Source organism: Bacillus carboniphilus (assembly GCF_039522365.1).
GTDB classification, from domain to species: Bacteria; Bacillota; Bacilli; order Bacillales; family JC228; genus Bacillus_BF; species Bacillus_BF carboniphilus.
Genome location: NZ_BAAADJ010000018.1, coordinates 1 through 20,682 on the forward strand (window position 1 = coordinate 1; position 20,682 = coordinate 20,682).

The following is a 20,682-nucleotide window of genomic DNA, read 5'->3' on the forward strand; positions in this document are numbered from 1 at the left end:
AACGATATGAATTTTTACGTCAATCATAGTTGAACCGCCGTATACCGAACGGTACGTACGGTGGTGTGAGAGGTCGGGGGTTAGTCACCCCCTCCTACTCGATTACCTTATAACTCCATGCGGCAATACAGCATGTACACCTTTAACCCCGTTCACAACCTGTGTAACCCGTAAATCCACAGCTACACTAGCCAAGCCAAGAGCTTCTGTCTTTTTCAACCCGTAAAATTGTTGCATAAGTTGGACCATCTCGTCCAGTGCCACCGCAGTTGCTGCATTTAAGTCCTCATCAAAACCAAAGGTTATCCAGCCAGCTGGCGTTTTAGCTCGAGGCATGTTCAACGACATATTTTCATGAACCACCAAGGTAATATCTACAAAATCCATTGGGCACTCAATAGCTGTACCAGAAACCTCTCCGTCACCCTGTAAGGCATGTCCGTCCCCAATGGAGAATAAGGCGCCATCAACTGAAATCGGTAAGAATAAACTGCTTCCTTTCACAAGCTCCTTACAATCAATATTCCCTCCGCAGTATCGAGGTGGGGCTGTTGGATGAACTCCAGGTTCACCAGGTGCCACTCCCATCAGTCCCATAAAAGGGGATAGCCCAACATGGAATTTACGGCCACCAATGGTACAGCTTCCAGTCATAGTGACGGCATCAAGCTCCCAATCTAATTGGACAGTCTCTTCATCGGCAAGACCAAGTTTTTCATTTTGCCAATTCCGAATGCCACCAGCCCAGTTTTGTCCATACCATCCAGGGGCTAGCTCATTCAATTTAACTTCCAGAACCATTCCGGGTTTGGCCCCCTTAATAGCAATTGGTCCGATAATTGGATGCCCCGGTCGCTCTTCCTTTTCACGAGAAGTATACCGGATAATGTCTTCAGATTTGTCTTTGGAGTATCCCCATTTGATATCAGTAGTTGTCAGCTGGACCGTGTCACCAGACTCGACGGTTAGTATAGGCTGATAGTCTTTACTAAAGCTACCATGTAAGTTTTGATTAGATAATTCTAGTTTGTGTAGCACCTTCATCATCCTTCTAAGTAGAATATGTTTATTTTACAGCAAATAAGAAATAACACGCTAATTTTTCACTCGATTATCATGAATCCGTATAGTTCGTCTAAATAAAAACACACTAAACAACAGATGAAAAAAATTACAGTCGAGGGGATATTATGTACAAGTTATTTACTCATAACGATCTAGATGGTGTGAGCTGCGGAATCGTGGCAAGATTAGCGTTTGGTGACAAGGTAGATGTTCGTTACAACTCAGTAATGGGTTTAGATCATCAGGTGGAGAGGTTTCTTGAGAGTGATAAGAAACACAAGGATGTACACATGTTAATTACAGATCTATCGGTTAATGAAAAGAATGCAAAAGGCTTGAATGATTACGTGAAAGAAGGAGGCAAAGTTGATTTAATTGACCATCATAAAACAGCTATTCACCTGAATGATTATAGTTGGGGACATGTGACGGTTGAGTATGAGGATGGTCGGTTAGCGAGCGCCACCTCTTTACTATATGAGTTTCTAGTGGAGAAGGATCTCCTTAAACCATCTGGGGCTTTAGAGGAGTATGTAGAACTAGTCCGGCAATATGATATCTGGGAATGGGAAAAAAATGAGAACATTAAAGCTAAACAGTTAAATGACTTGTTTTTTATGGTGTCATTGGATGAATTTGAAGAAAAAATGGTGGCACGACTGCAGGACGCTGACCATTTTGAATATGATGACTTTGAGGAAAAGCTCCTTGAGATGGAAGAAGATAAGATTGAGCGATATATCAGGAGGAAAAAACGAGAGCTCGTTCAAACCTTTATTGGGGATTATTGTACGGGGATTGTGCATGCAGAATCGTATCATTCTGAGCTTGGAAGTGAGCTTGGGAAAGAGCATAGCCACTTGGACTATATCACGATTTTAAACATGGGTGGAAGAAAGATTAGCTTTAGAACCATCCATGATAATGTGGACGTCTCAGCCGTTGCTGGACAGTTTGGTGGTGGCGGGCATGCCAAGGCAGCAGGTTGCTCAATGAATGAGGAATCTTATGAATTATATGTGAAAGCTGCTTTTACCATTGAGCCATTAAGACAGGATTTTACAAAGAATCACTATAATATAAAAAATTCAGTGGATGGGTCTTTGTATGTGAATAGAGAGGAAGAGGATTTTTTTATTTATGAAAAAAAGCATCATCAGTGGGTGGTTGAGCGAAACGGTCAAGCCCTCTCAAGCGTATTTCCTTCATTTGAAGAGGCAGAAAGATATATTAAAAGAAACTACTCTGCATGGCTGACACGTGATGAGCATTTCGTAGATTATCTTAAAAAATATGTAAGTAATGACAAGAAAAGAGAAGCTTAGCTGCCTATATCGCTTCCATAACAAGGAGTGGTTCGTATGAATCTTGAGGGTAACATTATAGCAGGGGAGTATGATGAGGGGTTAAAAGAATTTTCCCTTCATCGAGTCAAACACCTGACCCTAGAGTCCACTATAAAAGAAAATCAGCTTCAACTGCTCTATGAATACTTAAAAAAGCACCAGGATGAAGAAGACGGACAGATACTGACTTTGTATGATCAAATTCTTGTCCGTCTCACCCAAGAAGAGATTAACCAATTTATTCAAGATTTAGAACAGGTACAAGCGTTGTACAAGTCCAAATAACTACACATTCGGGGCGTGCCAGGTACGCCCCGAAATTTGTCGAATTGACTGATGAGAATATTCGTGATACATTTATCTCTAAATAGAGATATTTTAATTAAAGGTATTGGTTTTAAATAAATATACACTAAACGGAGGAGAAGAAATGAACCACTTAAAAGGAATGCATCATGTCACTGCGATTACGAGTAGTGCAGAAAAGAATTATGAGTTCTTTACGTATGTTTTAGGTATGCGTCTTGTGAAAAAGACGGTAAATCAAGATGATATCCAAACGTATCATCTATTCTTTGCGGATGATACGGGAAGTCCAGGAACAGATATGACATTCTTCGACTTCCCTGGAATTCCAAAAGGCTCACATGGAACGAATGAAATTTATAAAACAGCCTTCCGTGTGCAGACAGATACTTCATTAGAGTACTGGGTTAAACGATTCGATAGACTGAATGTAAAGCATTCCGGAATCAAACAACAATTTGGTAAGCAGACATTATCCTTTGTGGATTTTGACGACCAGCAATATCAATTAGTTTCTGATGAAAATAATAAAGGTGTCGCTTCAGGTACTCCATGGCAAAAAGGGCCAATTCCTCTAGAATATGCGATTACGGGTCTAGGACCTCTTCATGTAAGAGTTGCGCAATTTGATTATTTTAAAGAAATGTTGGAGAAGGTTCTGCTGTTTAAGGAAATCGATCAAGAAGAATCCTTCCATCTATTTGAAGTAGGGGAAGGTGGAAATGGTGCTCAAATCATTGTTGAACATAACACAGTTCTTCCACAGGCACGTCAAGGATACGGTACCGTTCACCATGCAGCCCTGAGGGTAGAGGATAAAGCAGTATTAGAAGAATGGGATAACCGGATGAGAGGCTTTGGATTCCAAACATCGGGCTTTGTAGATCGATATTTCTTCGGTTCTTTATATGCCCGAGTTGCACCAGGTATTTTATTTGAATTTGCAACGGATGGACCTGGTTTTATGGGTGATGAACCGTATGAAACGTTAGGTGAGAAGTTATCACTTCCACCTTTCTTAGAACCAAAGCGTGAACAAATTGAACAGTTAGTACGTCCAATTGATACAGTAAGAAGTACGATTGATTTTGTTAAAGAATAAGAAAGGAAGCCTACTAGTCAATTGTAGTACTAGTAGGCTTCATTTTTTTAGAGGTAATTGGATAATCACTTCAGTCCCAATATTTTCGATACTTTTAATCTCTACATTACCTTGATGATCTTTAATAATTTTCTCTGTAATCATTAAACCTAGACCCGTGCCACTATCTTTTGTAGTGAAGAACGGTTGACCAATTAACTGCATATTAGCAGAAGGGATGCCAACTCCAGTATCTGATATAGAAACTGTTGCGGTATTTTTATCAGTTTGATCGGTTTGAATCGTAAGTGTTCCACCTTTAGGCATTGCTTCAATTGCATTTTTTAGCAAGTTAATAAACACTTGTTTTAAATGATTGGGTTCACATTTTAAAATAGTTGGTTTAGAAGATAGCTTTGTATTCAATACGATACTTTTAAGATTGCACTCAGACTCGAATAAAAGTAGGACGTCTTGGACGACATCAGTTAAATCACACACCAGAAAGTTTTGTGGTTTTGGCTTGGCTAGTAAGAGGAATTCATTAATAATTTCATTAACCCGTTTGATTTCTCCAAGCATAATAGAAGAATATTGCTTAATCTTTTGAGGATCACGATCTATCATTTGTAGAAATCCAGAAATAACGGTTAGAGGATTCCTCACCTCATGAGCAATTCCTGCTGCAATTTCGCCAGCTAGCTTTAATTTTTCAGATTCGAGTAGTAATCGTTCAGTTTCTTTTTTTTGTGTAATATCCCTAACGATAACAAAGATAGCATCAATAGACTGCTCCTTGTTATAGATAGGGGAGAGTGTCATTTCAACTGTAATTTCTTCTCCATCACTTCGTAGGCATTTTGTTTCAATTGCGATGAGTCTTTCTCCTTGCAGCACTTTCTGAAGCTGTTTTTTAGCTAACGGAACAATACGTTTGGGAAGGATATCAAGCTTTTCCCCAAGATTTTTCTCAATCGGTATTCCAAATATCCTTTCGAACGCTTGATTGGCTGTTAACACTCTTTCATCTTTATCAATAACAACAACTGCATCTTGGGTGTGTTGAATGATGGATTGTAGGTATTCTTGAGATAAAAAGAGAGCTTCTTTTGCTTCATTTTCCCTTTTATATGCTTGTACCCACAGTTTATTTACATAGTTTGAATAGAACAGAAGAAAGATAACGGTAAAAAGTCCAAACAAAACATAATAGATTAAATCTATTTCAGACATTGTCTCTGCATATAGTTCTTGATTCTCAGTGTAAAAATAAATAAGGAGAGATGTAGCAAGTCCTCCTGAAAAAACGATAGCCAAAGCATTTTGATATAGTGATGTCAGGATAATACCGAGAAAAATAAAAATATAGTTTATGAAATAAGGAAAAAAGTAATTGAGTGAAAAAAAGAAAATGTAAAGCCCCAATATGGTTGCGTACATGGTGAAAACGGGTGGAGCTTTGGACTTTAATATAATGACCAAACTAATAGCTATGATTAAGCCTATACTGGGCCAAATAAAGGTTTTAATCGGGTCTAATGAAAAATAAAAGACTAAATCAATTATGTAAATAATCCATAGGATTTTAATGAGTAGACCATTACGATCCCTTAAAAGGTTGATACGCTCCATAAACATAAGGCCTTTCTAAATAAATTTAAGAGCAAAGAAGTATTTTAGACGCAACTTTTTATAAGTGAAATTATACCATAATATTCTGAAATACGGGAAATTTGATAGATTTTGTCGAAAATTATCAGGAGTTTCAGGGAATTAGAAGAAAGAGTGAAAGTTAAAGAAATATAAAAAAGCTGGAAATATCCTAAGAAAACCCTTGCGTACTATTGTAAAAACGAATATTATCATTAAGGTCTGTAAAATATGTTCGTGTAGGAGGATGTAGATGCTAGATAAATGGTTCGGCCTAAGAAAAAACAATACAAACATACGAACGGAATTGTTAGCAGGGATGACTACCTTCCTAACTATGGTGTATATAGTAGTCGTGAATCCCATTATCTTATCGGATGCAGGAGTTCCATTTGAGCAAGTGTTTATCGCAACCATTATTGCTGCTGTAGTAGGAACATTATGGATGGCCTTTTTCGCCAATTATCCAATAGCTATTGCTCCAGGGATGGGATTAAATGCATACTTTGCCTATTCAGTGGTAGGGGCGAACCCTGATATTGGATATGAAGTTGCATTCGGGGCAGTGTTTGTTTCGGGTATTATATTTATTATTCTTTCCTTAACCCCTTTTAGAGAGAAGTTAGTTGAAGCAATCCCGGAAAACTTAAAGTTAGGAATCACTGCTGGGATTGGTCTTTTTATTGCTTTTATTGGATTAAGATTAACAAATATCATTGTGGCCCATCCTTCAAATTTAGTTGGATTGGGAGATTTACAATCACCAGAAGTGGTGTTAGCCTTGATTGGCCTAGCTGTGACCATCATACTAATGGCTTTGAATGTTAATAGTGCACTTTTTTTAGGGATGATTGCTACGGGTGTCATTGCTTATTTAACAGGAAACCTATCGTTTGAGAACGGCTTTGTGTCGAAACCCGAACAGCCAGAATGGTTTGTGTTTGGTTCCCCGATTGATGCATTTGGCGATGTTGTAGGCTATGGTTTATACGCAGTTGTTTTCTCATTCTTACTTGTTACAATTTTTGATACAACTGGTACGATGGTTGGTGTCGCGAAGCAAGCCGGTTTTATGAAGGGGAATAAACTACCTCGTGCTAGACAGGCATTGCTTGCGGATTCAGTAGCGAAAACAGTGGGGTCCATCTTTGGTACAAGTCCAACAACCGCTTACATTGAGTCTTCTACAGGGGTTGCTGCAGGAGGAAGAACAGGGTTAACTGCTGTAACGGTAGCTGCACTGTTTGCTTTAACCAGCTTTTTTGGACCTACGGTTGGTGCGGTATCAGGTCTTGCAGCGATTACATCACCAGCTTTAATTATCGTAGGAAGCCTCATGTTAGGAAACGTTGCACATATTAAATGGAATGAATTTGATGAAGCATTCCCAGCGTTCCTAGTCATCTTGAGCATGCCTTTAACTTCTAGTATTGCAACGGGAATGGCCTTAGGATTCATCTCATATCCACTTTTAAAGCTAGTTAAAGGAAAAGGGCGAAGCGTCCATCCGCTTGTCTATTTATTTGCTGTTCTATTCCTAATTCAGTTGGTGTTTATTCCACACTAGTCTCGGACATGTGCCAGGTTACACATCGGAATTTGCGAATGAGAAGAGAAATTGTATAAAAGGGTAAATAAGAAAAGGCACCCATTGTGGGTGCCTTTATTTTGGTCTGGTGTAATTTGGCTGTTTGTATATCTTTTATACTTGCTTTGGCTTATCTAGAAAAACTCCAACTGTTAATAAAACAGCAGCGGCAACACATAAATAAAGTCCAGATCCAGCTCCATTTATAGTTTCACCCATAAAATCAACACTTTTACTACTTAAGAATAAAATTGAACCAATGATAGCAATAACTCCACAAATTAACCCAATGACACGGTTTAGACTAAGGCCTTTTAGAACGCGATATACAGGATAGATAAAGGGAATAAGAAGTAGGTATCCTTCTTGTTGGAATCCTGATGCAGTTCCGAATAAGCCAAGGTCAACCCAAGGCAAAAATAAAGAAATGATTGCGGCAATTGTTGAAACAACAATAAGTTTAGCGCCTAAACTAGCACTTTTGAAGCTGAAGTTCATGATGTTTCCTCCTTTAGAAAATTATGACAATTGAACTATAAAATTATATCAGACCTTTCGACTAATTTATACAAATATTTTCGAAATGTGCCTGTCACACCTCGAAATTTGTCAAAAAAATAAAGCACTACTATGACATTTAATAGGTTTGCCTTAAGTAGTGCTTTTTATTTTTATTTAATCTGTGGTTTTTTATAAGTCCTTTCTTAGGTTATCCCAAGTTATGGACCTTCTTGAGCTTCTCCAATTCACTCCCTAGGTATTTAGCCAGTTCAAGCATCCCATATTTTCCGGCATCGACCTCTGCATCAGCATTGTAATTGGTATTGGTATTTATATCGTACGTATACACCACACCATCCTGGTCCCGTATAAACTCTATTCCTGCTACTTTAATTTCATTTTCAAAAAGTACATTTTCAAAATCCTGAAGGAAGCCTTCATTAAATCCTTGGATGATTTGAAACTTTGGCTTTTCCTCTACTTCTTCACCAACAGGGCAGAAGAGGTCATTGATTTGACAGGTGTCTGCAGGACATAATTCAAATCCTTCAGATGTGTCTACTTTTACCGCATATAAGAACTTACCACCAACGAATTCACAACGTGTAATAGAAGAATCAGGTGATTGGATATATTCTTGGATTAACGTAATTCCATCGACAGGTACCTCAAATGTTGGCCCATATACATATTCCTTAAGCGCTTCTATTGAATGGAAAAGTTGGACACCCAACCCTTTTCCTGCACGGTTGTGTTTCGTAATAAACGTAGGTTTGTTTAACTTTTTAGCGGCTTCGATAATTTGGTCTTTTCCGACAGCCACAACAGTCTTCGGTGTCCGAACGCCAGCTTTTTCTAAAGCCATATATTGATTAACCTTACTCACTTCTAGTCGCAATGCTCGACTTCCATTTATCACTTTTCGTCCATGTCGTTCTAACCAAGCTAAAACAGATTCAGTTAGTTCAGGTGCAAAGCGATGGTCTCGGGTATGTGAGGAGGCGCTCATACGACTATAGAAAACACCTTCAGGTGGTGCTTCAGATAGATCTATGACACCTTGGTCTAAGAACCATTGTTCATAAGGCAACTCTAATTCTTCCAAACGCTTAATTAAATGATCCGTCCATTCCTGATTTTCGTGAAGAACATATATTTTACTCATTATTTTTACTCCTCCTTACTAAACTGTAGCTTTTCTTTTCGCTTCCACTAGTGGCATAACATCCGTAGAGAAGCGTTCCATTTCTTCAAGCTGTGGAGAGAATTGAAGGAGTAATAAGTCCACTCCAGCTTCCTCAAAAGCAATAATCTGGTCAGCAATTTGTTCAGGTGTTCCAATTAGATTTGGTCTTAATCCACGATTTGAAACCGAATAGTCATATAATTTTACTTGTTGTTCAAGCTGAGACTTTCCAACAAAATCTTTGTATCCAGCATAAGCACTGGATTCCTTAACATCCGTTATTCTAGCTAACTCATGCTGTGCTTCTTCTTCAGTATCGCGGCAGATGACATAGGCAGCCATACCAAATGATTGGAAAGGTTCCTTACCAGCAGCTGATCTACGTGCTTTCATATCATCAATCTTAGTTCGTACCTCATCTACTGTACCACCATGCATAACGTATGCATCGCAGTTATTGACAATAGCCTCTTTCCCCCGTGGACTTTCTCCTCCAGCGTAAAGGATTGGGTTTGGTGTTTGGACAGGTTTAGGAGAGAGATGTGTGTTTTTTAAGGAATAAAATTTACCATCGTGATTGACAACATCCTTGGTCCATAGGCTTTTTAGAACTTCAATGAATTCTTCAGTGCGGTCATATCGCTCATCATGCTCCGTAAAAATCCCACCATATTGACGGGCCTCTTCTTCCCACCATGCGGATACAACATTTAACGTAAATCGGCCGTTACTAATTCGGTCAATATTGGCAGCCATTTTTGCAGTAACAGCTGGATTGTGGAATCCAGGTCGGATGGCGGTCATAATTTCAATTTTACTCGTTACAGCAGCTAATGCTGCTGCTGTTGACCAAGCTTCTAGGGAGGGACTTTCAGGGCCTTTTATGTCATTTAAGTACAGTTCTGCAATAAGAGTCGTGTCATAGCCCCAATTTTCAGCGGATTGAATGACCTTTTTTGCATATTCAAATGTAGGTGGCATTTGCTCATCTTCTACATTTCGTAACCATCCGCCAAAAATGGGTAACCAAAATCCGTATTTCATTTCTCGTCATCTCCTGTTGGTTAATTTTTGAATAAGAGTACACACTTTGCCTGTTGAACATAAAAAAAGGACCTTCATAAGAAGAAGGTCCTGAGTAGGCTTAAATCTTCTTATCTTCTAGACTGCTAAAAGTCTACTGGAATTAGCACCTGGGCCAAAAGGCTGGTTGCTGAGATGTCATCGGGCCAGTCCCTACATCTCTCTTGATAAGGAATCAATATGTAGTTTTCATATAAGCAAAGTATGTTTTAATAAATATATAATACAAAGGGGAATATATGCAAGAGTTTTGTTTCGGAACTCGAAAATTATCTTTTGACCTCAGAACAAGTATCTGTCACCGTCCGAAACTTGTTGAAAAATAGTTAAACAAACGTTTGTTTAAATCTCCTCAAAGAAAAGTGGGCAAAAGCTTAAACAAACGTTTGTTTAAAACTTCAAACTCCCTATAAAAGAGGGATATTAGCCAGTTTGCATTCTTGAATAATGTCATCGTTCCAAACGGAAACCTGCACTTCTCCAATGTGGATTTTTTTAAGTAAGAACATACACAATCGTGACTTACCTATTCCTCCACCAATTGAGAAAGGAAGCAACCCTTTTAACACGGCTTGGTGATATTCGAGTTTACTCCGCTCTTCATTCCCAGATTGTTTTAATTGTTTAATCAATGATTCTGCATTCACTCTAATCCCCATCGAAGAAACCTCTAGAGCCTTTTGTATTTCGGGATACCAAAAAATAATATCACCGTTTAAAGCCCAATCATCGTAATCAGGTGAACGCCCATCGTGTTTTTCACCTGACCGCAACTCCCCACCAATTTGCATGATAAAAACAGCTCCAAATTCTTTTGCTATTTTATTTTCCCTTTCTTTTGGAGACACGCCAGGGTATCGATCTTCAAGTTGTTGAGAAGTTATAAAGGTAATTTCATTCGGTAAAATGGGATTCAGTAAAGGAAACTTTTGATACAGATACTCTTCCGTTTCTTTTATAGCTTTATAAATCGTCTGGACTTCGGTTACTAAATTGTCTAAGTTTCGTTGTTCGCAAGAAATGACCTTCTCCCAATCCCATTGATCCACGTAAATGGAATGAAGGCAATCCAACATCTCATCTCTTCTAATTGCATTCATGTTTGTATAAATGCCCGAGCCAACTGGAATGTTGTATTTTTTTAAGGCATTTCGTTTCCATTTTGCTAAAGATTGAACAATCTCGAGATTATCTCTAAGATCGTACGCCTCAAATGATACTACTCTTTCAACACCATTTAAATTGTCGTTTAGCCCTGTACCATTTTTTAAAAACAGGGGAGCAGATATTTCAATTAAATGTAGCTCCTTTGACAGTTTGTTCTCAAAAAATTCTTTTAATTGCTTTATGGCTAATTCCGTTTGAATTAGGTTTAACTTTGATTTGTATTCACTTGGTGTTACGGGTGTATTTGTCAAATAGATCAACCTCCAACTTCCGATAGAAAACAGTATCCTTGCCTTTTACTTTATGAAGAGAGAAAAGAGGTGTGCGAGATGACAAAGCCCATTGTGATATGCAAAATGTTCATGAATATCCACTTAAATGATAATCCTAGGTGTATACTTTCCTTTGAGGTGAATCCATATATGGAAATTATCATTATTAATGATGTGTCAATAGAGGCTACCAACTATAAGGAGGAACGAGTGGGAGATAAAGGTAGGATGAAAATTAGTTTTGATTTTAAAGTAGAACATCTTAGGTACCACGAAATTACTACGATGCTATATGCAAACAACTTTAAGGTAAAAATCCCAAAAAAAAATCTTGATTTTGAGGCAGAAATTTCCTCCTATTCAACATCCGTCACAAACCTGTATGAGGTTGGAGCTGTTGGAGATTTTGCTCTATCGTTAATAGAAAAAGAGAAGGATGAACACACGGGAAGCAAACCTTGATTCCGGTTTGCTTCCTTGTATTAGTGGAGTAGGTTTTCCTTACTGTCCACAAAAAGTGAACCATCTTTTTGGACTTCCGCATAAAAGACTTCGGATGGAGAGTGAATCCCTTTCTGTTTTAATTGTTGATAGAGCCATGCTTGATCTAGATGTAATTTAGATAAATTATCTGAAAGTACGTGTCCATCAGAAATAACAGCTGTTTCTAGTGAGACCACTTTCCGAGCTGTTGTTGGTATATTCATATCCTTTTTGGTTATAGTCTGTCTTTCTTCTTTTCTTAATACGGAGATATTTCCATTGGTTTCGAGCACTGCATACTCCACATCAGCCATCGAAAAAATGTTTTTTTGTCGGAGCATGGCTGTTAAGGAATCCAAATCCAAGCGAGATTGCCGCATAGCACTTTCTATAATTTTTCCTTCTTTTATCACGACGGTAGGGGTACCAGAAACAACTTTTCTAGCTCTCTTCGAATTGATATCGATAAAATCCATGACCAGGGTGAATATAGTCCATCCGACCAGAGATAAAACGCCATTTCGTATACTGAGGTTTTGATTAACAACTAAATTGGCTGCGATTGAGCCAATGGCTATTGATGAAACAAAATTGAAGAAGGTCATTTGGCTAATTTCTTTTCTTCCCATGATTCTAGTTAATGTAAATAAAACAATAAAGCCTAAAGCCACTCTAAGAAACAATTCTAACGTACTCATACTACACATCCTTTCTATTTTAAGAATTCTAAAACTCAATCCAATATTTAGCATAAATACTATTTTATAAGTTGCTCAATTGTAACCGAGTTTATGCTTTTGAGTATTTAAACAAACGTTTGTTTAAATATGATGGTTTACGATGTTTATTAAAGGTTAAAATGTTTTCCATTACTTGTAGGAGTAGGTTTATTTGTGATATAGTTACCTAGGTAAATAATTTTTGAGGCGGAGTAAATATGGAAGATCATCGTTTATTTCACGGAATACATCAGCTATCAAGGCTATTGCATAAGCACTTAAATATAACGCTCCAACCATATGGATTGTATAGTGCACAATGGTCTGTTTTGTACGTGCTAAGGACAAAAGGAACATCAACACAATCAGAGCTGTGTGAATATCTCGCTGTTGAAGCACCACCAATGACAAGGTTGATTCAGCGATTGGTCAAACAAGGATACGTCAGTCAAGTAACAAGCGAAAGGGACAAGCGTGTCAAATATATACAACTAAGTGAAAAAGCAATTAAAGAATTTCCAATTTGGGAAAAAGCTGTACTTGATATGAATGAGTCATTAGTGAGAAATTTTCCTGAAGACTCCCAAGAGAAGCTTGCTGCTTTAATTAAAAATTGGCTGACTCAGTTAGAAAAATAATTTTGTTATATACATCAAGGGGGAACATAAATGAGCAAACCTGCTTTATGGACGAAGGATTTTATCTTCGTGTCAGTTAGTAATTTCTTTGTGTTTCTAACTTTTTATTATTTGTTAGTAACACTTCCCATTTATACGATTGAAGATTTGCAGGGAGGAGGGACAGAAGCAGGGTTAATCGTAACGGTATTCTTAATCTCTGCGATTATTTCAAGGCCATTAACCGGGAATTGGATATCACGGTATGGTACGAAGGTAATCTTTATCATATCGTTAACGCTTTTCTTTTTAGGAGCAGCTTTATATTTTTTCCCATCCACCATTGGCAGTTTACTAGTTCTTCGTTTTTTCCATGGAATCGGATTTGGGATGGTAACAACAGCAACCGGTACAATTGTTGCAAATATCATACCTGACTCACGACGAGGAGAAGGAATGGGATATTACGCTCTTTTTATGAATTTAGCAATGGTCATGGGGCCATTCTTAGGTTTAACAGCGATGCAAAACTGGGGAATTGAAGTAACATTTACCTTAACTACACTTTGTGCTTTTATTGCTCTTGGTATTGGAGTATTGGTCCAACTACCTAAAGCGAAAGAAGATGCTTCATTAGCTCCTAAAAGAGAAAAAATGAGCTTTCGTTTTGGGGATATGTTTGAAGCCAGTGCAGTCAAGATCTCCCTAGTTGGGGCTTTCTTTGCAATCACCTATTCTTCTATCCTTTCATTCGTATCTGTATATGCAAATGATAATGGACTAGCCGAAGTGTCTAGTTTCTTTTTTGTTGTGTATGCGGCTGTATTGTTGCTCTCAAGGCCATTTACTGGAAAATGGTATGACCGATTCGGTGCGAATGTCATAATCTATCCGGCCTTGGTTATTTTTGCTGTAGGTATGTTTATTCTGAGTGGGGCACATACAGCCTTGCTATTCTTACTAGCAGCTGGATTTATTGGGTTAGGATGGGGGACTGTATTCCCAAGCTTTCAAACGATTGCAATCCAAGAGGCACCGCCAGCTAAAAGAGGGGTTGCTACTGCTACTTTCTTATCGATTTTTGATGTAGGTATTGGATTTGGGTCATTCATAGTGGGGGTTATTGGAGGCCAAATCGGCTTTAGTTCCTTATACTTCTACGGATCCTTCTTCATCCTAGCAGGAATTCTTTTATACTACTTCCTTCATGGATCTAACCACCAAGTGCCTGCGACCACTCAGAATTTGTCAAATAATAGTTAAACAAACGTTTGTTTAATGCTACGTTAAATAGTTAAGAGTCGACTTTTCGATTGTATTGAGGAGTCGACTCTTTTTGTTTAATTCGTATAAGATATAATCTAAAGCTGATTAAGTCCCCGGCCCGAGTGATTTAATACCCATCGGCTGTACTATGTCGGTGAAGGTACTAGTGACTATAGGTTTTGAGAAGATCCCAATACATTTCAATGTGTTAGAACCCGTATTTTGTATGGAGTGTGGAGCCATTTCTGGAATGATAGTCATCGAGCCTTCTGATAAAGCCGATGTACTGTTACCAATTGTAGCCTTAGCTGATCCATTTAGAATCAGCACAATTTCTTCTGCGCTATCCGTATGTTCAGCAAGCATGTTTCCAGGATCTAATTCAAAATAGACGACAGATAATTCTTTTGCTTCAAAACCAGACCAAAAGGGAAATTCCTTTGTCAGTGGCATGGAAACTCGCCACCTCTTTGCTGAATCACATTCTTGCCAAGCTTCTAGTAGCTTCAAATTATTAATATCAATCATTTTTTCAACTCCTAAAACAGAGTAATTTATGTTTCTATTAAGTTGTTATGCGGTGATTGTCTAATTTATGAGTCTAGATACCTAATTTTCACATAAGAAAAACCAATCCCAGCCTGTAGAAAATGACGAGCATAGGATTGGTATTCATAAACACACTAAAAAGCCACTGATTAAATGGAAACATTTTTATCAGATGCCATTCGCTTTGTATGCCTTATATCAGCCACAATGGCATAGATAATAGAAAGCACCGTAAGCAATAGAAGGACTCCTGAAATAGGGCGAGTGATAAATAACATTAAATTGGAATCCGTTGTAATCGCAATTCTTAAATTCTCTTCAGCAAGAGGTCCAAGAATGACACCAAGGACGAAGGCTGCTAGTGAAAAGCTTCCTTGTTTCATCAAATAGCCAATTACACCAAAAATTAGAAGTACCCAGATGTCGAAGATTCGGTTGTTGATTGCAAAGCTACCTAATGCACATAAAATAATCACTACAGGTATTAAGAAATGTAAAGGTACATCATTGATTTTCAAAAAGAATTTAATTCCGAATGATTGAATGAGTAACATAAAAATCGCTGAGATAAAGAAGGCTAAGAAAATACCGTATGCCAAAACGGGTTCTGAAACAAAGAAGTATGGACCTGGTTGAATACCGTGAACCAACAGGGCACCCATCATCATAACCGTTACGGCACTACCTGGAATTCCCAGTGCTAATGTTGGAATAAGTGCTCCGCCTTCAGAAGAGTTATTGGCTGTTTCTGCTGCAATAATCCCATCTTTTGTTCCGGTACCAAACTTTTTAGGGTTCTTAGACATTTTTTTAGCCACATCGTAGCTCAAAATATTAGCAATACTTGACCCAGCCCCCGGCAAAGCTCCAACAAAGGTTCCGACTACAGAAGAGCGGATGACGTTAATCCAAGATGAGAACATTTCTTTTAACGTTTTTCCGATCGGATAGGATAGACTAACATCCTGGTCAAAATTAACCTTATCTTGTTTACCTTTTTTCGCTTCAGACAGCAATTGTGAAAAGGCGAAAATCCCAATGAGGACAGGTAGGAAAGCAAACCCACCTAATAGCTCAACTGTACCAAAGGTAAAGCGTTCAACCCCTAAAATAGGATCTAGCCCTATAGTACCCACAAACATTCCGAGTAGACCTGCAATTAAACCTTTTACTAAATTTCCTTCACCTAAACTAGCAATGGCACTCAGTCCGAATACCATTAAGCTGAAAAACTCCCAAGCTCCAAATTTGATAGCCCAAGTAGATAGGAGGGGAGCCGCTAGTACTAGAATCACTCCTCCAATTATAGACCCAATAAACGAAGACCATAATCCGATGGCTAGTGCCCTACCAGGTTGCCCCTTTTTTACCATTGGATATCCATCAAAGGTGGTTGCCATAGCAGAAGGGGTACCAGGAATTCCAAGTAAACAGGCTGAAATCAATCCTCCTGAAGCTCCACCTAACCAAACCCCCATCATTAACGAAATTCCTTGGAGAGGCTCAAGCCCGAAGCTAAAAGGTAGGGTTAAGGCAACAGCCATTGTAATCGTAAATCCTGGGATACATCCAAAGACGATACCGGCAATGACCCCGATAACCATTAGAAGTAGTGTATCCCATTGCAGTATGGCTTGTAGACTGAGAAGTAAGTTATCCATTTGTGCTCCCTCCCTTTAAAAGAAAATTCCTTGCGGTAAAAATACATACAATAGTTTTTCGAATACAAGAGAAAGTGCAATTGTGACGACAAGTAGTCCTGAAAGTGCAAAGACATGCGTTTTGATTGGCTTTTTCTCCGGTAAAATTAAGAAGTAGGTAACTGTGATAAAAAGGAATGAGGCTACAATAAATCCAAGTAGCTCCAGACTTATCACATAAAGACCAAAAAGGGCAAAGATAATCCAGACAATGCCCTTTTTCCCTTTGTTTGCTTCCGTCTCTTTTTTAGCCTGAACTTCTTTCTTTAAAAAAGATTGAATCAGCAGTACAACAGCTAGGAGGGCAATGAGCCCTAAAATAAGTCTTGGGAAAAAGACTGCCGATATCTTAGTCAGATCCTTCACGTCAACGAGAGTCGATTGGTAATAAAAGAATCCACAAAATAGAAGTAGAACAATCCCTGCAATTCGATCCTTAACCATACCTAACCTCCTCAAACTTATTCTTCAATCACGCCTTGGCGCTTAAGCATACCTTCTAGGAATTCCACATCATCTTTAAGGTACTGTGAATATTCTTTGTAATCCATGTATCGAACTTCTACTCCCATATCCTCCATTTCTTTAATGAAATCTGGGTTTTCTGCAACTTTAGCAACCGCATCACTGAAGGCTTTTACAACATCTTCAGGTGTTCCTTCTGGAGCAAAGTATCCGCGGTTTGTTGCGTTGGTAAAATCAATACCTTGTTCTATTAAAGTTGGTACATCTGGTAATGCCGGTGTACGCTCTTCTGTTGCGATACCAAGAATTTTTAATTGGTTGGCTTTCATATATTCCTTCGCAGCAGGAATGGTTGTAGCCCCAAAGTCAAGGTGTTGTCCGAGTAAAGCTGTTGTACGTTTTGCTGTACCGTCATAACCTACAATATTGAATTTCACTTCAGCTCTATCCATGATTCCTAATGGAACTATGTGAGAAGTGGAACCAATGGATGCACCGAAACTAATAGATTCTGGTTCACTCTTCAGTTGATCCACAACATCTTGCATGCTGTTCCAAGGATTATCCACATGTGTTGCAATCAATTGCGGTGCAGATGTTAGTAAGGCAACTGGCTCAAAAGCGGAGTAGTCAAAATCAGTTTGTCCCATCAACTTTGAAATTCCGATAGAATCATGTCCAGCCAGGATTGTGTATCCATCAGCAGCTGCTCCCATTGCCTCTTTTGCTCCAATGGAACCAGAACCTCCACCAATGTTCTGAACAATTATTTTTACTCCCAGTTCCTTTTCTAAGTACTTAGCTGCAACACGGTTGATAACATCCGTGTCTCCACCAGCATTCCATGGTACAAGCAGCTTAATATTTTTTTCAGGATAACTAGTTCCACCATTTGCCGAGTTAGAACCACAACCAGCTAATACAGTACCAATCATCAACAATAATGCGAAAATTAGTGTTATTTTTTTCTTCAAAAATGTCACTTTAACTCCCCCTTGTTTTTACTTTTGTAGAGAATCATGCTTTTAGTCCTACGTTTAGTATCTAAAAATACCTTTTTGACTCCCTTTTGGTATTATTGAGAGTATATAAAATATTTAGACAAATGTCCAATTCCAATTTCTCCGACAGGTGCCTTGCACGCCTCGAAATATGTCGAAATATCCACATCAATAGGTATCCTTATGAATGTTGAGGATATCTTTTATGTAAGGGAAAAGGTAGAATATTTAACAGAAAAATAAAGGAGAAGTTCCTGTGTCTCAAATAATCGATACAATTGCAGCACATTACAATTTTGAAAGAGAAAAGCTTACAAGAATGTCAGAAGGGTTTCAAAATCAAGTGTTCAAAATCGAAGGCAAAATCCTTAGGGTTTCACCTCGACAAAGAAGGACACTTTCTATGATTGAGGCTGAATTAACATGGCTTCAATACTTAAGAAATAATGGGATCTTACTAGGTGCACCTACTCAAATAGAGGGGTTTAACCATGTTGAGGAAATTACATTAGAAAATCAATGTTATTACGCAGTCTTTTTTGAAGAAGTAAAGGGTAATCCAGTAGATGTAATGAATCCGGAACAGTGGAATTCCAATTTCTATCAGGAATGGGGGAGGGTAGTAGGCAGACTTCACGCTTTGAGTCAGTCTGGCCCGCAACGACTGTGCCGTCCTAGGTGGACCAATAATAATATCGAGATTTTAGAATTAAAACCAAACTTAGATGGTTCCTTTCTAGAAAAATATCAAAAGCTACTTTGTAACCTAAACTCATACGCTCCGACAAAAGAAGCTTATGGACTTATTCATAATGATCTCCACCAGGGGAATTTTCATGTAATATCAGGAAAACCAGTCCTTTTTGATTTCGATGACTGTGCTTACAATTGGTTTGCTTATGATGTGGCTGTTTCACTTTATCATGCTTGTTGGCAGCAGGCAGCCTTCAATGGGGATCTACTTACTAACTTTCCTAATCAGTTTCTATCAAGCTTTCTAGAAGGATATGAAAAAGAAAACCAGTTCACGGATACGTTGATTCAGCAAATCCCCATTTTCTTAAAAATAAGAGACATCTTCTTGTATAATCTGTTTAAAAAAGAATGGGACCCAAATTATATGCAAGAGTGGCAATCAGAAAAATTAAGAGAATTGGAGTTCAATATCCTGTCAGAAAGCTGCTTTATTCAACTTTAAACAAACGTTTGTTTAACTTTTGTTCGACAAATTTTGGGGAGGGACAGGCACAATCGATATCGATTCCCATAAAAAAGAGTCTTGCCTATACGGGCACGACTCTTATACTTCACGCAATTTTTGGTTTAAGCTTTTTAGTTCTTCCTCAATTTCAGTAATTTGTCTTTCTAGTGGACCTACATTTCCGCCGACAGATTCGAGCTTTTCTAGGTCATTTTGAAGGCGGATATATTCAGCTTTTAATTCTTGAATTTGATATTCGATCTCTTTTTTACTCATGCATGTATCCTCATTTCTTCATAGTGTACGGCCATTATAACATTCCAGATTATATAGAGAAATTCTGGAGCCTTTCCTCAAATATAAGAACCACAAGGGTCCGGAGTCATTTAAACAAACGTTTGTTTAAAAAACTTCATTAGGTCTTGTTTCTCTAAAAGTGTATAATAATGGAAATGAACTGTCGAAACTAAAATGAAAGTGGTGACCGGTATGTGCTTAATTCTTTTTGCTTATCGAATGCACCCGACATATAAGCTTATTGTAGCTTCAAACCGAGACGAGTTTTATCAGAGACCAACTGCACCGGTCCATTTTTGGGAAGACCATCCCCACATCCTTGCAGGGAGAGACTTAGAAAAGATGGGGACATGGATGGGAATTACGAACACTGGCCGTTTTGCAGCCATTACCAACTATCGGGACCCCAAAGAGAAAACGGACGGGAAGCGTTCAAGAGGGGAATTAGTCGCTGACTTTTTAAAAGGAACGGATAACCCAGCTGAGTACATGAAACGAATCGCTGCCAAAAGAACATCCTACCCAGGTTATAACCTGTTAGTAGCAGACAAAGAGAACCTATACTATTACTCAAATATAGAAGGTGAAATCAAAAAACTACCACCCGGTATATACGGTGTAAGTAATCATCTTCTAAATACAGATTGGCCAAAGGTTAAAAGAGGAAAAGAAGGGCTTGCAACGCTTGCAGAGGAAAATCCCTCTAATTTATCAGACCATTTGCTAACGTTACTTCAAAACGCGGATCCAGCTTCAGATAAGGAACTGCCTAAAACAGGTGTTTCATTAGAATGGGAGCGGATTCTCTCCCCGATGTTCATTAAAACCAAGGGCTACGGGACTCGAAGTTCTACCATTGTATTGTATTCGGAAGATCAAGTCTTGTATAAAGAGAGAACGATAAATGAAGGAGAAATGGAAGAACAGGAGTATAAGATTACTTTGTAATCCTTAAAGTACAAGGGTTTAAACAAACGTTTGTTTAAATTTTTCCTTATCGGGGTATGAAAACTATTATCCCATAAACTCATATAGGAAAAGAGAATCATTTATAAAGCTTGGGTCGGAAACAAGCCGTTCAATAAAGATAGATATGATAAAATGAAATGGTGAGTAACAATTTAACCAAAGAAAAGGTG

The 20,682-nt window shown here is 38.3% G+C and carries 21 protein-coding genes and 1 riboswitch; of the genes, 9 read left to right on the top strand and 12 right to left on the bottom strand.

Translation table 11 applies throughout. The annotated features are described in order from the left end of the window. Window positions 1–102 precede the first annotated feature (102 nt). A complete protein-coding gene (locus ABDZ91_RS08880) occupies window positions 103–1,044 on the bottom strand; it encodes an acetamidase/formamidase family protein (RefSeq protein WP_425541815.1) in 942 nt (313 codons plus the stop codon). 146 nt (window positions 1,045–1,190) lie between these two features. On the opposite strand from ABDZ91_RS08880, the gene ABDZ91_RS08885 reads away from it, so the two are divergent. The 3 genes from ABDZ91_RS08885 (at window position 1,191) to ABDZ91_RS08895 (ending at window position 3,819) form a co-directional block, all read left to right on the top strand. Continuing rightward, on the top strand, window positions 1,191–2,390 hold the full coding sequence (locus ABDZ91_RS08885; RefSeq protein WP_343798211.1) for a DHH family phosphoesterase: 1,200 nt from the start codon (window positions 1,191–1,193) through the stop codon (window positions 2,388–2,390). Window positions 2,391–2,426: 36 nt separating this feature from the next. Next, the gene (locus ABDZ91_RS08890; RefSeq protein ID WP_343798213.1) at window positions 2,427–2,696 is read left to right on the top strand and encodes a hypothetical protein; all 270 of its coding nucleotides are present in this window, start codon (window positions 2,427–2,429) and stop codon (window positions 2,694–2,696) included. Between the two features lie 145 nt (window positions 2,697–2,841). Beyond that, the gene (locus ABDZ91_RS08895; protein WP_343798214.1) at window positions 2,842–3,819 is read left to right on the top strand and encodes a ring-cleaving dioxygenase; all 978 of its coding nucleotides are present in this window, start codon (window positions 2,842–2,844) and stop codon (window positions 3,817–3,819) included. Between the two features lie 39 nt (window positions 3,820–3,858). Here the strand turns inward: ABDZ91_RS08895 and ABDZ91_RS08900 are convergent, their stop codons facing one another. Continuing rightward, entirely contained in the window at window positions 3,859–5,436 is a 1,578-nt protein-coding gene (locus ABDZ91_RS08900) for an ATP-binding protein (protein ID WP_343798216.1), read from the bottom strand. Window positions 5,437–5,701: 265 nt separating this feature from the next. Here ABDZ91_RS08900 and ABDZ91_RS08905 point away from each other — a divergent pair, with 265 nt between their 5' ends. After that, the gene (locus ABDZ91_RS08905; RefSeq protein ID WP_343798217.1) at window positions 5,702–7,015 is read left to right on the top strand and encodes an NCS2 family permease; all 1,314 of its coding nucleotides are present in this window, start codon (window positions 5,702–5,704) and stop codon (window positions 7,013–7,015) included. A gap of 135 nt (window positions 7,016–7,150) precedes the next feature. Here the strand turns inward: ABDZ91_RS08905 and ABDZ91_RS08910 are convergent, their stop codons facing one another. From ABDZ91_RS08910 to asnA, 4 genes are all read right to left on the bottom strand, one after another. Then, window positions 7,151–7,534, bottom strand: a complete 384-nt coding sequence (locus ABDZ91_RS08910) for a hypothetical protein (RefSeq protein ID WP_343798219.1) — start codon at window positions 7,532–7,534, stop codon at window positions 7,151–7,153. A gap of 211 nt (window positions 7,535–7,745) precedes the next feature. After that, window positions 7,746–8,702, bottom strand: a complete 957-nt coding sequence (locus tag ABDZ91_RS08915) for an ATP-grasp domain-containing protein (RefSeq protein ID WP_343798221.1) — start codon at window positions 8,700–8,702, stop codon at window positions 7,746–7,748. An 18-nt stretch (window positions 8,703–8,720) separates the two neighbouring features. Beyond that, complete coding sequence (locus ABDZ91_RS08920; RefSeq protein WP_343798223.1) at window positions 8,721–9,767, bottom strand: LLM class flavin-dependent oxidoreductase; 1,047 nt, start codon at window positions 9,765–9,767, stop codon at window positions 8,721–8,723. 107 nt (window positions 9,768–9,874) lie between these two features. Further along, window positions 9,875–9,980: riboswitch (SAM riboswitch) on the bottom strand. Window positions 9,981–10,213: 233 nt separating this feature from the next. After that, window positions 10,214–11,224, bottom strand: a complete 1,011-nt coding sequence (asnA, locus tag ABDZ91_RS08925; RefSeq protein ID WP_343798224.1) for an aspartate--ammonia ligase — start codon at window positions 11,222–11,224, stop codon at window positions 10,214–10,216. Window positions 11,225–11,395: 171 nt separating this feature from the next. On the opposite strand from asnA, the gene ABDZ91_RS08930 reads away from it, so the two are divergent. After that, window positions 11,396–11,707 carry a DUF3219 family protein gene (locus tag ABDZ91_RS08930; RefSeq protein WP_343798225.1) on the top strand — a complete coding sequence of 104 codons (312 nt, stop codon included), beginning with the start codon at window positions 11,396–11,398 and terminating at the stop codon, window positions 11,705–11,707. A gap of 20 nt (window positions 11,708–11,727) precedes the next feature. Here the strand turns inward: ABDZ91_RS08930 and ABDZ91_RS08935 are convergent, their stop codons facing one another. Continuing rightward, window positions 11,728–12,426 (bottom strand): YetF domain-containing protein, encoded by a 699-nt coding sequence (locus ABDZ91_RS08935; protein WP_343798227.1) that lies wholly within the window; start codon window positions 12,424–12,426, stop codon window positions 11,728–11,730. 239 nt (window positions 12,427–12,665) lie between these two features. Here ABDZ91_RS08935 and ABDZ91_RS08940 point away from each other — a divergent pair, with 239 nt between their 5' ends. Beyond that, window positions 12,666–13,085 carry a MarR family winged helix-turn-helix transcriptional regulator gene (locus tag ABDZ91_RS08940; RefSeq protein ID WP_343798228.1) on the top strand — a complete coding sequence of 140 codons (420 nt, stop codon included), beginning with the start codon at window positions 12,666–12,668 and terminating at the stop codon, window positions 13,083–13,085. 30 nt (window positions 13,086–13,115) lie between these two features. Next, a complete protein-coding gene (locus ABDZ91_RS08945; protein WP_343798230.1) occupies window positions 13,116–14,327 on the top strand; it encodes an MFS transporter in 1,212 nt (403 codons plus the stop codon). A gap of 108 nt (window positions 14,328–14,435) precedes the next feature. Here ABDZ91_RS08945 and ABDZ91_RS08950 read toward each other — a convergent pair whose 3' ends face one another. From ABDZ91_RS08950 to ABDZ91_RS08965, 4 genes are all read right to left on the bottom strand, one after another. Then, entirely contained in the window at window positions 14,436–14,858 is a 423-nt protein-coding gene (locus tag ABDZ91_RS08950; protein ID WP_343798232.1) for a cupin domain-containing protein, read from the bottom strand. Window positions 14,859–15,028: 170 nt separating this feature from the next. Beyond that, window positions 15,029–16,540 carry a tripartite tricarboxylate transporter permease gene (locus ABDZ91_RS08955; RefSeq protein ID WP_343798233.1) on the bottom strand — a complete coding sequence of 504 codons (1,512 nt, stop codon included), beginning with the start codon at window positions 16,538–16,540 and terminating at the stop codon, window positions 15,029–15,031. Window positions 16,541–16,555: 15 nt separating this feature from the next. Then, on the bottom strand, window positions 16,556–17,023 hold the full coding sequence (locus ABDZ91_RS08960; RefSeq protein ID WP_343798235.1) for a tripartite tricarboxylate transporter TctB family protein: 468 nt from the start codon (window positions 17,021–17,023) through the stop codon (window positions 16,556–16,558). Window positions 17,024–17,040: 17 nt separating this feature from the next. Beyond that, a complete protein-coding gene (locus ABDZ91_RS08965; RefSeq protein WP_343798238.1) occupies window positions 17,041–18,027 on the bottom strand; it encodes a tripartite tricarboxylate transporter substrate binding protein in 987 nt (328 codons plus the stop codon). Window positions 18,028–18,301: 274 nt separating this feature from the next. Here ABDZ91_RS08965 and ABDZ91_RS08970 point away from each other — a divergent pair, with 274 nt between their 5' ends. Beyond that, window positions 18,302–19,243, top strand: coding sequence for a phosphotransferase enzyme family protein (locus ABDZ91_RS08970; protein ID WP_343798240.1), 942 nt, complete (start codon window positions 18,302–18,304; stop codon window positions 19,241–19,243). A gap of 102 nt (window positions 19,244–19,345) precedes the next feature. Here ABDZ91_RS08970 and ABDZ91_RS08975 read toward each other — a convergent pair whose 3' ends face one another. Beyond that, window positions 19,346–19,522: an SE1832 family protein gene (locus ABDZ91_RS08975; RefSeq protein WP_343798242.1), complete on the bottom strand. Its 177-nt coding sequence runs from the start codon at window positions 19,520–19,522 to the stop codon at window positions 19,346–19,348. Between the two features lie 213 nt (window positions 19,523–19,735). Between ABDZ91_RS08975 and ABDZ91_RS08980 the strand changes: the two genes are divergently transcribed. Beyond that, the gene (locus ABDZ91_RS08980; RefSeq protein ID WP_343798244.1) at window positions 19,736–20,491 is read left to right on the top strand and encodes an NRDE family protein; all 756 of its coding nucleotides are present in this window, start codon (window positions 19,736–19,738) and stop codon (window positions 20,489–20,491) included. Window positions 20,492–20,682: the final 191 nt, after the last annotated feature.